Annotated in this window: 9 protein-coding genes and 1 pseudogene; 7 read left to right on the top strand and 3 right to left on the bottom strand. The window is 70.7% G+C overall.

Features of this window, described 5'->3' with window-relative positions; translation table 11 throughout:
• The first annotated feature begins 157 nt into the window (after window positions 1–157).
• The 6 genes and pseudogenes from ACFYW9_RS30030 to ACFYW9_RS30005 all read left to right on the top strand — a co-directional run.
• The gene (locus ACFYW9_RS30030) at window positions 158–3,547 is read left to right on the top strand and encodes a S8 family serine peptidase (protein ID WP_389156755.1); all 3,390 of its coding nucleotides are present in this window, start codon (window positions 158–160) and stop codon (window positions 3,545–3,547) included.
• Between the two features lie 365 nt (window positions 3,548–3,912).
• Window positions 3,913–5,208 carry an alpha/beta fold hydrolase gene (locus tag ACFYW9_RS30025; protein WP_389156752.1) on the top strand — a complete coding sequence of 432 codons (1,296 nt, stop codon included), beginning with the start codon at window positions 3,913–3,915 and terminating at the stop codon, window positions 5,206–5,208.
• Window positions 5,209–5,267: 59 nt separating this feature from the next.
• Complete coding sequence (locus tag ACFYW9_RS30020; RefSeq protein WP_351862108.1) at window positions 5,268–5,903, top strand: MBL fold metallo-hydrolase; 636 nt, start codon at window positions 5,268–5,270, stop codon at window positions 5,901–5,903.
• 125 nt (window positions 5,904–6,028) lie between these two features.
• The gene (locus ACFYW9_RS30015) at window positions 6,029–6,808 is read left to right on the top strand and encodes an exodeoxyribonuclease III (protein ID WP_389156747.1); all 780 of its coding nucleotides are present in this window, start codon (window positions 6,029–6,031) and stop codon (window positions 6,806–6,808) included.
• 230 nt (window positions 6,809–7,038) lie between these two features.
• On the top strand, window positions 7,039–7,479 hold the full coding sequence (locus tag ACFYW9_RS30010; protein WP_326784704.1) for a DUF6278 family protein: 441 nt from the start codon (window positions 7,039–7,041) through the stop codon (window positions 7,477–7,479).
• A gap of 211 nt (window positions 7,480–7,690) precedes the next feature.
• A pseudogene (locus ACFYW9_RS30005) lies at window positions 7,691–7,906 on the top strand (amino acid ABC transporter permease); the annotation flags it as partial.
• Window positions 7,907–7,983: 77 nt separating this feature from the next.
• Here the strand turns inward: ACFYW9_RS30005 and ACFYW9_RS30000 are convergent.
• Together ACFYW9_RS30000 and ACFYW9_RS29995 are read right to left on the bottom strand one after the other, a co-directional pair.
• Window positions 7,984–9,558: an alpha/beta fold hydrolase gene (locus ACFYW9_RS30000; protein WP_389156742.1), complete on the bottom strand. Its 1,575-nt coding sequence runs from the start codon at window positions 9,556–9,558 to the stop codon at window positions 7,984–7,986.
• Between the two features lie 184 nt (window positions 9,559–9,742).
• Window positions 9,743–10,561 carry a hypothetical protein gene (locus tag ACFYW9_RS29995; RefSeq protein ID WP_389156739.1) on the bottom strand — a complete coding sequence of 273 codons (819 nt, stop codon included), beginning with the start codon at window positions 10,559–10,561 and terminating at the stop codon, window positions 9,743–9,745.
• A 103-nt stretch (window positions 10,562–10,664) separates the two neighbouring features.
• On the opposite strand from ACFYW9_RS29995, the gene ggt reads away from it, so the two are divergent.
• Window positions 10,665–12,482, top strand: a complete 1,818-nt coding sequence (ggt, locus tag ACFYW9_RS29990) for a gamma-glutamyltransferase (protein ID WP_389156736.1) — start codon at window positions 10,665–10,667, stop codon at window positions 12,480–12,482.
• 153 nt (window positions 12,483–12,635) lie between these two features.
• On the opposite strand, the gene map is transcribed toward ggt, so the two are convergent.
• On the bottom strand, window positions 12,636–13,403 hold the full coding sequence (map, locus tag ACFYW9_RS29985) for a type I methionyl aminopeptidase (RefSeq protein WP_389156733.1): 768 nt from the start codon (window positions 13,401–13,403) through the stop codon (window positions 12,636–12,638).
• Window positions 13,404–13,411 lie beyond the last annotated feature (8 nt).

Genomic DNA, 13,411 nt, shown 5'->3' with positions numbered 1-13,411 from the left:
CGAAGTCCCACCGGGCCCACGAGCCACCGGATGTGCTCGCGTGGCGGGATACCGACATGCGGGAAACCCGTCACGCACGGCGTCCCCGACCGATCCGCGGGTCTGCCAGGCTGCAGCCCACAACCTGGCATGTTCACGGTATTCATTGGGGAGATTCATGCGCTCCATAACGCGTACAGCTCTGGGGGCGGCTACCGCCGCCGTCCTGAGCGTCACCGCGGTCTCGCCTTCCGGGGCAGCGGACACATCGACTGACGCGACGTCAGGGAAGCGGCCCGTCGTCGGCAGCGGGACCGCGGCCGCGGGTGGCAAGCAGGTGTCGGTCACCCTCGTCACGGGCGACAAGGTGCTGGTGACCACGGACACGTCGGGGCACAGCTCCGCCGCCGTCCTGCCCCGCGAGGACGGCACCCAGCCGACGGTCCAGACGTATCAGAGCGGCAAGGACCTCTACGTCTACCCGGAGGACGCTTCCCCGGCGATCGCGGAGGGCAAGGTCGACGAGCAGCTGTTCAACGTCACCGGGCTCATCCGCCAGGGATACGACGACGCGCACACCGACGCGCTTCCGCTCATCGCCACCTATCAGAAGAGTGTGAACCTCGCCGACAGCACGCCGGCGGCCCCTCGCGGGGCGGAGCGGGGCCTGAGCCTCCCGGCGGTGGACGGCGTCGCGCTCAAGGCCGACAAGGACACGGCCGCCACCTTCTGGCAGGACGTCACCAACCCCCGTTCACGCTCCGCCTCCACGCTGAAGAAGCTGTGGCTGGACGGCAAGGTCGAGGCCACCCTGGACCGTTCCACCAAGCAGGTGCACGCGCCGGAGGCCTGGGCGGCCGGATACACCGGCAAGGGCACCAAGGTCGCCGTGCTGGACACGGGCGTGGACGCCGAACACCCGGACCTGGTCGACCGGATCGGCGAGGTCAAGAACTTCACGACCGCCAAGGACGCCGGCGACCACGTGGGCCACGGCACCCACACCGCCTCCACCGTCGGGGGGACCGGAGCGGCCAGTGACGGCCTCAAGAAGGGTGTCGCCCCCGGTACTTCCCTGTTCATCGGCAAGGTCCTCGACGACTCCGGCTCCGGTCAGGACTCCTGGGTCATCGCGGGCATGCAGTGGGCCGTCGACCAGCAGGCCGACGTCGTCTCCATGAGCCTCGGCAACGCCTCGGTCCGTGGCTGCACCGACCCGGTGGCCCAGGCCGCGAAGGAACTCTCGCAGAGCACCCACTCGTTGTTCGTCGTCGCCGCGGGCAACTCCGGTTCGGCCACCGAGACCGTCTCCTCGCCCGGCTGTGTGCCCGAGGTGCTGACCGTGGGCGCCGTCGACCGCGACGACACCACCGCGTGGTTCTCCAGCCGCGGTCCGGTGGCCGTCACCCACACCCTCAAGCCCGAGATCGCCGCCCCCGGCGTCGGCATATCGGCGGCCAACGCGGGCGGCCGGGGCGTCTACGCCTACCAGTCGATGTCCGGTACCTCCATGGCCACCCCGCATGTCGCGGGTGCCGCGGCGATCGTCCGCCAGGCCCACCCGGACTGGACCGCGCAGCAGGTCAAGGCCGCCCTGGTCTCCTCCGCCCGCACCGGCGGCAAGGTGGCCGGTGCGGACGAGACCGGCGCCGGGGTGCTCGACGTGTCCGACGCGGTGAAGCAGAAGGTGCTCGCCGCGCCCGCCGTGCAGGCCGGCAGCTACGACTGGCCGCAGGACGCCTCGGACCGCACCATCGTGAAGGTGCCCTTCACCAACACCGGCGGCAGGGACCTCACCCTGAACCTGAAGGTCAGCGGGGTGCACGGCAACGACGGCAGCGATGTCCACTCCGACATCGTCGAGCTGACGGACGGCAGGGTGAGGATCCCCGCGGGGGCCACCGTCCAGGTGCCGCTGCGGATCGACCCCACCGCCCGTCTGAGGGACTCCCAGTACGGCGCGGTCACCGGCCGGATCCTGGCCACCGGCGGCGATGTGCGCGTCTCCGTGCCCGTCACGCTCTACGTCCAGCCGGAGACGGTCACGCTCCGGGTCAAGCTCATCGACCGCAACGGCAACCCCGCGGCCGGTTCCTCCTCCCTCGACCTCGTCAAGCTCGACATCGACAAGGGGGAGCGCCGCGCCAACGCCGGTGCGGCCGACCAGACGTACAACGTGCGCCCGGGCAGCTACTCCCTGAGCAGCTTCGTCACGTCGTACGACGCGAACAAGGCGATGGAATCGGTCAGTTACCTCGCGCGGCCGCAGCTGCGGATCACCCGTGACACCACCGTCGTCCTCGACGCCCGCGAGGCCCACCGGCTGAGTCTGGAGACCGACCGCCCCTCGACGGTGGACAACACCACGTTCAGCTACACCCGCACGTGGGACGACACCTGGCTGGTCGCCGCATCGCTCACGGTCCCCAAGACCGTCCCGAACCTCTACGGGGACATCGACGGACGTGCCACGAAGGGCACCTTCGAGTTCCGGCCCACCTGGCGCGCGTCCGGCTCCGAGGACGGGCAGTCCTACGTCTACAACCTGTCGTTCCCGACCGGGGGTCCGCTGTACTCCGACCGGCTCTACCGGCCCAGGGACTCCAGGCTGGCCCAGGTCGAGGAGACGTGGAGGGCCATGGGCAAGGAGGGCGACTACCTGGACGCACTGTTCGTCCGCCCCGGCGGAGGCGACACCGGCTATGTCCCCGTCAGCCCGTACGGCGGGATCCACGTGCCCGTCACCCGCACCGCCTACTACACGACCGGTGACGACGCCTGGTACCACGGCGCGATGACCAGCTTCCCGTTCGCCGCGTTCATGGGCGACCAGGAGCGCACCTACCGGGCCGGACAGCACCGCACCGAGGAGTGGTACGGCGGCCCCCTGCGGCCGGCCGCGCCGCGCGACGCCGACGGCGAACTGATGCTGTCCGCCGAGCGGCAGGGCGACCTGATGGGCTTCCAGAACGCGCTCTGGGTCGACGGCTCCGGCGACCACTGGACCTACGGCGGGTCGTTCGGCGACCTCGGCAACCTGTCGCTGAAGCGCAACGGTGAGAAGATCGGCAACAGTGCCTACCCGTACGACGTGTTCCGGGTGCCGGACGAGGACTCCGCGTACGAGCTCACCCAGAACCTGGAGAAGATCTTCACCGCGGACCGGAACTGGCTGCGCTCCACCGCCGTCACCACCACGTGGAGCTTCCGTTCCCACCGGGAGCCGGACGTCTACTCGCGCGGCCTGCCGATCCTCTCCCCGGTGTACGACCTGCCGGTGGACGGGATGAACACCCTGCCCGCGCAGAGCGGCATCAAGGTCGGCCTGTCGGTCGAGGGCCACGCCGGGTACACCCCGGGCGCGATCACGAAGGCCGCGCTGTCCTACTCCTGCGACGGCGGCATCACGTGGACCGAGGCGCCGACCGAGCGGCGGGGCGGCAGGTGGACGGCCGTACTCGACCACACCGGCGCCACCGGCAAGCAGGTCATGACGAAGGCCGTCTTCACCGACTCCAAGGGCAACGCGGTCACCCAGACCATCACCCGCGCCTACGACGTCCGGTGACGACCCGGTCCGGCCGGGCGGTCCCGCGTGACAGGCCGCCGGGCCGGCCGCCCCTCCCGTCTCGTGGCCGTCGGAGCGCTGTCTGCTCCAACTCGTCCGGTGGGACGTGATAATGGTTCGACCGACGGATGAAACCTCCGGTGGACGAGTTCCCGGTCAAGGGAACCGCGTCCACCGAAGGCTTCGCACATTCGTCCATCCGCCCGGGGTCTCCTGTCGACACGGTCACGAATGCTCATCGAAAAGTGCAGATCCGGACCTGTGAGGGTTCATACAGGTCCGGATCTGTCGCGGTGTGAGCGGCAAGTGCCGTTGAGCTCGCCCCAGCGATGTGAGATTTCGTGCTGTATGAGAGGGTCGGGCGGGTGAGTGAGACACCACCGAACACCCTTCAATACCGCTTTGACGGGCCGGAGGACGCGCCCGTGCTGATCCTGGGGCCCTCTCTGGGCACCACCTGGCACATGTGGGACAGGCAGGTCCCGGAGCTCGCGAAGAGTTGGCGGATCTTCCGGTTCGATCTGCCGGGACACGGCGGAGCGCCCGCTTATCCGGCCGGATCGGTGGCCGAGCTCGCCGGGCGGCTGCTGGCCACGCTCGACCGGCTCGGCATCCAGCATTTCGGGTACGCGGGCTGCGCGTTCGGCGGGGCCGTCGGGCTCGAACTGGCTCTGCGCCGCCCCGAGCGCGTGGCCTCCCTCGCGCTGATCGCGGCCTCGCCCCGTTTCGGTACGGCCGACGAGTTCCGTCAGCGTGGGGTGGTCGTGAGGTCGAACGGCCTGGACCCGATCGCCCGCACCGCGCCCGAACGCTGGTTCACCAGCGGTTTCGCGGCGGCCCAGCCCGCGATCACCGAGTGGGCCGTGCAGATGGTGCGTACCACCGACCCCGGCTGCTACATCGCGGCCTGTGAGGCGCTCGCCGCCTTCGACGTGCGGGACGAACTGGGCATGGTGGGTGTTCCCACCCTCGTCCTGGCCGGCTCCGACGACCAGGTCACCGGGCCGGCGGAGGCGCGCACGCTGGTCGCCGGAATACCGGATGCCCGCCTGGCGGTCGTCCCCGGTGCCTCGCACCTGGTTCCCGTGGAGCAGCCCGCCGCCGTCACGGATCTGCTCGTACGGCACTTCTCCAGCGCCTGGCTGCCCGCCTTCGACTCGTCCACGGGGCAGATGGCGGTCCCGGCCGCGCCGGCGTACCCCGTGCAGGCGGCCCCGTCACCGGTCGGGCCCTTCGCCGAGATCGCCCCGGCTCCCGTCGAGCCCGAGACCGTGGGGTGGCGGGATCCCTACGACGTCGGGATCAAGGTGCGCCGCGAGGTGCTGGGGGACGCGCACGTGGACGGGGCGCTGGCCTCGGCGGACGAGTTCTCCGGGGACTTCCAGGAGTTCGTCACCCGGTACGCGTGGGGCGAGATCTGGGACCGGCCCGGACTCGACCGGCGTTCGCGCAGCTGTGTGACGCTGACCGCCCTGGTCGCGGGCGGCCACCTCGACGAGCTGGCCGTCCACACCCGCGCCGCCCTGCGCAACGGTCTCACCCCGGTGGAGATCAAGGAGGTGCTGCTCCAGGCGGCCGTCTACTGCGGTGTGCCGGCGGCGAACAGCGCCTTCCGGGTGGCCCAGAAGATCATCCATGAGGAGACGACCCCCCAGGAGTGAGCCGGCGGAGTTGTCCACAGGGCCGAGCCCCCGAGCTTGTGCGGGGGCAGGATGGACTCATGAAGCTCACGAAGAAGTCGCACGCCTGCGTCCGTCTCGAGAAGGACGGGCGGACGCTCGTCATCGATCCCGGGGGTTTCAGCGAGGAGGACGCCGCCCTGGGCGCGGACGTCCTCCTCGTCACGCACGAGCATCCCGACCACTTCGACGAGGAGCGGCTCCGCGCGGCCATGGAGGCCAACACGGCGGCTGAGATCTGGACGCTGCGGTCGGTGGCGGAGAAGGTCTCCGCCGCCTTCCCCGGCCGGGTGCACACGGTCGGTCACGGCGACACCTTCACCGCCGCCGGGTTCGACGTCCAGGTGCACGGCGAACTGCACGCGGTGATCCATCCGGACATCCCGCGCATCACCAACGTCGGCTATCTCGTCGACGGCGGCCGCGTCTTCCACCCCGGGGACGCCCTGACCGTCCCCGACCAGCCGGTCGAGACGCTGATGCTCCCCGTGATGGCCCCGTGGAACAAGATCTCCGAGGTCATCGAGTACGTCCGCGAGGTCAAGCCGCAGCGCGCGTACGACATCCACGACGCCCTGCTCACGGACCTGGCCCGGCCGATCTACGACCGCCAGATCGGCGCCCTCGGCGGCTCCGAGCATCTGCGGCTCACGCCGGGAGCGTCCGCGGAGGTCTGAGCCGGCAGCGCCTGAACCGGGCAGCGCCCGACCCCGTGCCGCTCCGTGCCGCTCCAGTGGTGAACGGACGGCACGGAGTGTCTTCGGCGGACCCGTTGTCGTACCCGCCCGGTAGGTTGTGAGGCATGCGCATCGCCACCTGGAACGTGAACTCGATCACCGCCCGTCTCCCGAGGGTGCTGGCCTGGCTGGAGAGCAGCGGCACGGACGTGCTGTGCCTCCAGGAGGCCAAGGTCGCCGCCGAGCAGTTCCCCGTAGAACAGCTGCGCGAGCTGGGATACGAGGCGGCCGTGCACGCCACGGGACGGTGGAACGGCGTGGCGGTGATCTCCCGGGTCGGCCTGGAGGACGTGGTCAAGGGGCTGCCGGGCGGTCCCGAGTACGAGGGCGTGGAGGAACCCCGGGCCGTCTCCGCGACCTGCGGTCCGGTCCGTGTCTGGTCGGTGTACGTGCCGAACGGCCGCGAGGTGGACCACGCTCACTACGCGTACAAGCTCCAGTGGTTCGAGGCCCTGGGAGCGGCGGTGGCGGGCGACGCGGCGGGCGGCCGCCCCTTCGCGGTGCTGGGCGACTACAACGTGGCGCCCACGGACGACGACGTCTACGACGTGGCCGCGTTCGAGGGACTGACCCATGTCACCCCGGCCGAGCGTGCCGCACTGGCCGCCCTGCGCGAGGAGGGCCTGACGGACGTGGTCCCGCGCCCGCTCAAGTACGAGCACCCGTACACGTACTGGGACTACCGCCAGCTCTGCTTCCCGAAGAACCGCGGCATGCGCATCGACCTCGTCTACGGCAACGAGGCGTTCTCGACGGCGGTCAAGGACGCCTACGTCGACCGCGAGGAGCGCAAGGGCAAGGGCGCCTCGGACCACGCGCCGGTCGTGGTGGACCTGGACGTCTAGGAAGGGCGCGTCCCGGCGGGGCGACGGCCGAGCGGCCGGCACAGGCATTCGGCCTCGCGATTGCGGGCATCCTTCTCCATGGACGACTCGGGAAACCGGTGGAGACCCGAGGCGTGTTCCTCAGGGCGTCATGATTTGCCTGATTCCGTGATGAAATGCCGCGAGCTACATTTTGTTCACATACCGGGAACACGGAGCTTCGACGATCGCACCCCACGGAGAGGCCGGTCATGAACATCCCCTTCTTGGACAAGCTGCTCAAACGGCAGCCGGTGCGGCGGGACCGGCCCCTCGCCAAGGCCTTCGAGGACGACCCGGTGGGTGTGGCCGAGCTGTTCTCGGAGTGCGAACTGCTCCGTTCCCAGGCCGCGGCCGTCGGCCTCGAACTCGACGACACGCCGGACTCGTTGGTGGCCCTGGACCAGCTTCTGCCGTTGTGGCGCGACGACCCCGAGGCGCTGCCCTGGCTCGGTAACGACGCCGGTCTCTATCTCGGCACCGTCGTGGTGCGCACGGTGCCCGGCGCCTCCTGGCACGTCTGGCCCGGCGGCAGTCCGGCCGTCCGGCTCCCCTCGGGCCGTGAGATCCCGGTCGTCGAGGCCGGCCTCGACTGGGCCGTGCAGGGTGTTCCCGAGCTGTCCCAGATGTACGCCGAGGCGACGGAAGCCTGACCCGAGGGCCCCGGCGGAGCGTTCCCGTGACCGCTCGCGGTGCCGTGATCCGTTCGTGTCCCGCAGGACGACGACCTCGCTTCGGCAAGGGAGAGGTGGTCCTGATCACCGGCCCGTCGGAAAGATCCTCGACTGCCGCGTGACATGAAGGAATCCGTACCCGAGCCCGCCGGCGACGGGCACGCGGCGAAGGGCCGGGCTCCCGCCCCGCGAGGACTTCCTCGGGCCCGGGAGGCTGATCGCGGCGATCCTCGACTACGATTTGCCGTTCATCCCCGTGGTGACGGCGAGCCCGCCGATCCGCATCGGGATGTGTGTGCCGCTCTCCTGGTCCGCCCCACGGGCGTACGGGCGGGAGCGGCGCAGTCCCGAGACCGAGGCCGTGGACGTGGCTCCGGCCGAACCAGGGACGCTGCTGCCGGGTGGGGGGTACCCACCACAGCCCCGACACGGTAGGGGCGGCAGCAGCTCACAGGGCCAGGCCCGACCGGCGCCAGCCGGGGATCACTGCTCGCGCAGGGGTACCGACACGAAGGACGGGTCGTGCTCCGGCGAGGAGAAGGTCAGCTGCGCGCCGGACGGGTTGTGCTCGATGTACAGCGGGTCGACCGTGTCGACGACCACGGCGAGACGATGTCCGGCCGGGACGTCGTAGGCCGTGGAGAACAGGTCCAGGTCCACGCCGAACGGTTCGCCGGGCGTTTGCCCGTGGAAGGTGTAGGGCGCGTTGCTGACCAGCTTGCCGATGCCGAGCGGGCCCACGTCGTAGAGGTAGGCGATGAACGTGCCGCTCTCCTTGGTGCCGGTGACCGTGGTGTGGAGTCTGGCGGTGCCCCGTACGCGCTGGATGTCCGTGGACTTCTCCGACTGCCACACCGCGGTCCAGTAGCGGGGCAGCAGCGGGATCGAGGCCATCGGCGGGATCCGGGTGAGCTGGTCGAGGATGCTGGACAGGAAGATGATCCCGCCGTCCGCGCCCGAGTCGACGTTCGTGTGGATCCTGGTGGTACCCCCCAGGGCGATCTTCCGTGAGGCCGCGCCGACCGACTTCCAGTCCGGGTAGCCCTCGTAGCCGCCCGTGGAACGGGACTTGAGCTGTACCGGCTGTTCGCGGTCGATGCCGTTGTCCCTGCCCGCCAGGTAGTGGTCGAACCAGCGGCCGGTGTCGGTCCACACGTCGTTGGGAAGCCCGAACAGGCCGGTCATCTCGGCGGTGGCGTGGTCGCCGGGGCGGAACTCCAGCCGCTTGGGCCCGGTCAGTTTCTCGTAGAACTTGGCGTACTGGTTGGCCGAGAAGATCGTGTCGCCCCAGGTGTTGGCCATGAAGACGGCGGGGCCGTTCTTGTCGAGCTGGGCGACATACGTCTCGGGGGAACGTTTCTTCCCCCAGTCGATCAGGTCCTGCTCCTTCGACAGATTCGAGGCGAAGAAGTCCTTGAACACCTGCTGGGTCTCGGCACTGGGGTGGCCCGTGATGTGCCCGACACCGTTCAGCAGCGCGGCCGCCTGGACGTGTTCGGTGCGGCCGGAGTAGATCGACGTGGTCAGATCCGCCCAGCCGCTCAGGGCGGCGACCGCCTTGATGCGCTTGTCGTGCGCGGCGGCCAGCAGGCTGATACCGGCGCCGTACGAGACGCCCGCCACGCCCACCTTCCTCGCGTCGGCCGGGGTGTTGGCGAGCGCCCAGTCGATCACCTTGGACACGTCGGCGGTGTCACGGGGACCGGCGACGTCGATCTCGCCGCCCGACTGCCAGAAGCCGCGGACGTTGTAACTGACGACCACATAGCCGGAGTTCGCGAGCTTCTGGGCCTGTGCGAGGTACTCGACCTGGGGCAGACCCCAGCTCGTGGGCAGCACGATGAGCGGATAGGCGCGGGTGCCGTCCGCTCCCGCGGGGGTGACGACGTTGGCCTTGAGGGTGGTACCGCCGTCGCCGGAGATGTCGACGAAGCGGACACCGCCCGAGCTGTCGGCGGCCTGGGCGGCGGGTGCCAGGCCCAGGCCCGCGGCGGCGATCAGCGTCGCCGAGACGGCGCCGACGGCGGAAGTGCGCAGGGGGTTGCGACCGTTTCCCAACGGGTCACTCCTCACTTGGTCAGTGCAAGGTGACCCGACGGTAACCGCGGCGGCTTACTCGAAGTAACCCGCCGGTAAGTTACGTGCGAGTAACGATTGTTGAAGTGTTCATTTCCATCCGTTCAAACCTCGCCGGGGTGGGCCGCCGCGAACGGCCGGAAAGCGCCTGCGGGCCGACCGGATGTCACGTACGCCGGCGTGCCCGGGGCGTGGCCGGCTTCGGCGAGGTCTCCCCGTCGGTGTCGGGCCCCGCGTCAGGCGCCGGGTCCAGTGCCGGCGGCGTCGGCAGCGGGGCCTGGGCGGCGCGGGTGACGTCCGCGACGACCTCGACGACATCGGGGCCGTACGCCTGGGAGTTCACGACCTTCAGGAGCAGGACGAAGCTGTTGCCGCCGTGCTTGCGGGCGAGGCGCGCGTGGTTGCGGGCGAGATAGCGGCTCGCGGCCTGGTTGGTGATCGCGCGCTGGCCGCAGAAGAGGAAGACCGGTCTCACGTCACGGCTCTGGCCCGCGGTCAGCCGGGCGAGGATCACGTACTCGGCCTGGCCCGACTCCAGTCGGTAGCGCTCGCTGCCGATCTGGAAGGCGCCCCGGTCGGGTCCCCGTCCGGAGTCCACGTTGACCTGTACGCCGGGCAGCAGGGACTGCAGATGCGCGGCCATGCGCCGGTTCGACGCCGGTCCGCCCACGCAGAACTCCGTGCGTTCGCCGAAGCCCTGCTGGGTCGCGTCGTGCGCGATCACCTGGGCGTGCGCGCCACAGTCCTTGATCAGGGCGGACAGTTCGAGAAGCGCGAACACGTCGTGCCGCATCACCGTGAGCTCGGGACCGCCCGCCTCGCGGTTCACCACGAGCAGCGACTCGGAGTTGTCGGGCAGCCCGAAGAACGCCTGCTTGCGGCGGAGCTTGCGCTTCCACAGGTAGGTGCGGGCGAGCCAGCCGAGCGAGGCACTGATGCCTGCGGCCAGGACGCCGAGGACGATGTTGCGCACGTCGTCATTCATGTGCGCGCATGCTAGCGGGCCCACGGAATCGTGTTCGAGGGGGCCTGACGTGGTCACCGTGGTGAAGTTACGCTGCGCAGACGGCTGTTGACTGGAGGTATTGATGCGACGTCCTCTTGCACGGAATCTGACGGTCCTGGCTGTTTCGGCCGCGACGGCATTGGTGGGTGCGGCGGCGCCGCCCGGGGCTCCGGCGGCGGGTACGGCCGCGGGGACGCCCGCCGCGAAGGTGCCCGTCGCGGTCGGGTCCGGAGGCGCCGTGGCGAGCGTCGACGCGGACGCCTCCGCCGCGGGCATCGAGGTGCTGAGGAAGGGCGGCAACGCGGTCGACGCGGCCGTCGCCACGGCGGCGGCCCTCGGCGTCACCGAGCCCTACTCGTCCGGCATCGGCGGGGGCGGCTACTTCGTCTACTACGACGCCAAGTCCCGTACGGTGCACACGATCGACGGACGCGAGACGGCCCCCCTGACCGCCGACTCCGGGCTGTTCCTGGAGAACGGCAAGCCGCTCGCCTTCGCCGACGCCGTCACCAGCGGGCTGAGCGTGGGTACACCGGGCACGCCCGCCACCTGGCAGACGGCCCTGGACTCGTGGGGCAGCAGGCGCCTCGGCACCGTCCTGGAGCCGGCCGAGCGCATCGCCCGCTCCGGGTTCACGGTCGACCCGATCTTTCGCGCGCAGACCGAGTCGAACCAGGCCCGCTTCGCGAACTTCCCCGACACGGCGAAGCTCTTCCTGCCCGGCGGCTCGCTGCCGGTCGTCGGATCGACCTTCAAGAATCCCGATCTGGCCCGCACGTACGAGGAGTTGGGCAGGAAGGGCACACGTGAGCTCTACACCGGCGGTCTCGGCCGGGAGATCGTCGGCACCGTGAACAAGCCGCCCGTGGACCCGGCGTCCGGTTACGACGCCCGTCCCGGCAAGCTGTCCCTGAGGGACCTCGCGGCCTACGGGGCGAAGCGCCAGGCGCCCACCAGGACTTCGTACCGCGGTCTGGACGTCTACTCGATCGCTCCCTCCTCCTCCGGCGGCACCACCGTCGGCGAGGCGCTCAACATCCTGGAGGGGACGGACCTTTCGAAGGCGAGCGAGACGCAGTACCTGCACCACTACATCGAGGCGAGCAGGATCGCCTTCGCCGACCGGGGCCGCTGGGTGGGCGACCCGGCCTTCGAGGACGTACCGGCAAAGGGACTTCTCTCGCAGAGGTACGCGGACGGCCGGGCCTGCCTCATCAAGGACGACGCGGTGCTGTCGAGCCCGCTCGCGCCGGGCGACCCGAGCAGTCCCGCCGCCTGCGGCAGTGCCGGTACGGCCGCCCCGACGACGTACGAGGGCGAGAACACGACCCATCTGACGGTGGCCGACAAGTGGGGCAACGTCGTCGCCTACACCCTGACCATCGAACAGACCGGCGGCAGCGGGATCACCGTCCCGGGACGCGGCTTCCTCCTCAACAACGAGCTGACGGACTTCTCCTTCGCACCGGCCAACCCGGCCGTGCACGACCCCAACCTGCCCGGTCCCGGCAAGCGGCCGCGCTCGTCGATCTCGCCGACCATCGTCCTCGACCGGCACAACAGGCCTGTCGTGGCGCTCGGTTCACCCGGGGGCGCGAGCATCATCACGACCGTGCTCCAGACACTGACCGAGTTCGTCGACCGCGGACTCCCGCTGGCCGACGCGATCGCCGCGCCGCGCGCCAGCCAGCGCAACGCCGCCCAGACCGAGCTCGAACCGGGCCTGTACGACAGCCCGTCGAGGGCCGGGCTCGAAGCCATCGGCCACTCCTTCAAGGTCAACCCGGAGATCGGCGCGGCCACGGGCGTCCAGCGCCTCGCGAACGGCACGTGGCTGGCCGCGGCGGAGAAGGTCCGGCGGGGCGGAGGCTCGGCCATGGTCGTGCGGCCCGCGCCCTAGGGGCCGTGTGGCCGGGGTCCGCGTGACCCGTGACCCGGAGTCCGGCCGCCACGCCTCGGTGGTCCTGAACCCTGGGACCGGCGTCGGTACGTGGCACTCGCGCCGCGGGGCAGGCGTCGTCCCCTGCCCCGCGGCCGGCGGGGGCCCGAGCGGTCAGCGCGCCGTCAGGATGCGCGGACCCGAGTCCGTGATGGCCACCGTGTGCTCCGCGTGCGCCGCACGGGAGCCGTCGTTCGTGCGCAGCGTCCAGCCGTCGGGGGCCGCGTGGTAGCCGTCCGTGCCTCCGCCGATGAGCATCGGCTCGATGGCGAGGACCATGCCGTGCCGCAGCGGCAGCCCGCGTCCCGGGCGGCCCTCGTTCGGGACGCCCGGGTCCTCGTGCATCCGGCGCCCGATGCCGTGGCCGCCGAACCCGTCCGGGATCCCGTACCCGGCCGCCCGGCACACCGTGCCGATGGCGTGCGCGATGTCCCCGATGCGGTTGCCCACGACGGCCGCCTCGATCCCCGCGGCCAGGGCCCGCTCCGCGGTCTCCACGAGCCGCGCGTCGGCGGCGCGCGGCTTGCCCACGACGAAGCTGATCGCCGAGTCGCCCACCCAGCCGCCCAGTTCGGCGCCGAAGTCGATGGAGACCAGGTCTCCGTCGCGCAGCCGGTAGCCCGTCGGGATGCCGTGCACGATCGCCTCGTTCACGGAGGCGCAGACGACCGCGGGGAAGGGCGTGGGCGCGAAGGAGGGGTGATAGCCGAGGAAGGGCGACGTCGCGCCCGCGTCGCGCAGGACCTGATGCGCCACCTCGTCCAGCTCCAGCAGTGAGACGCCCACGCCGGCGGCCTCGCGCACCGCGGTGAGTGCCCTGCCCACGACCTGGCCGGCCGCGTACATCTCGTCGATCGATGTGTCGGTCTTCAGTTCCACCATGCCAATTA

The organism is Streptomyces sp. NPDC002698 (assembly GCF_042888945.1).
In the GTDB taxonomy this organism is placed as follows: Bacteria; Actinomycetota; Actinomycetes; order Streptomycetales; family Streptomycetaceae; genus Streptomyces.
This window is presented reverse-complemented; position numbering and strand designations above follow the sequence as displayed.

Bases quoted from the DNA above. Each gene is read 5' to 3' on its own strand.
- ACFYW9_RS29995 (WP_389156739.1), bottom strand. From the start codon at position 10,561: ATGAATGACGACGTGCGCAACATCGTCCTCGGCGTCCTGGCCGCAGGC.
- ACFYW9_RS30030 (WP_389156755.1), top strand. From the start codon at position 158: ATGCGCTCCATAACGCGTACAGCTCTGGGGGCGGCTACCGCCGCCGTC.
- ACFYW9_RS30010 (WP_326784704.1), top strand. From the start codon at position 7,039: ATGAACATCCCCTTCTTGGACAAGCTGCTCAAACGGCAGCCGGTGCGG.
- ACFYW9_RS30015 (WP_389156747.1), top strand. From the start codon at position 6,029: ATGCGCATCGCCACCTGGAACGTGAACTCGATCACCGCCCGTCTCCCG.
- map (WP_389156733.1), bottom strand. From the start codon at position 13,403: ATGGTGGAACTGAAGACCGACACATCGATCGACGAGATGTACGCGGCC.
- ACFYW9_RS30020 (WP_351862108.1), top strand. From the start codon at position 5,268: ATGAAGCTCACGAAGAAGTCGCACGCCTGCGTCCGTCTCGAGAAGGAC.
- ggt (WP_389156736.1), top strand. From the start codon at position 10,665: ATGCGACGTCCTCTTGCACGGAATCTGACGGTCCTGGCTGTTTCGGCC.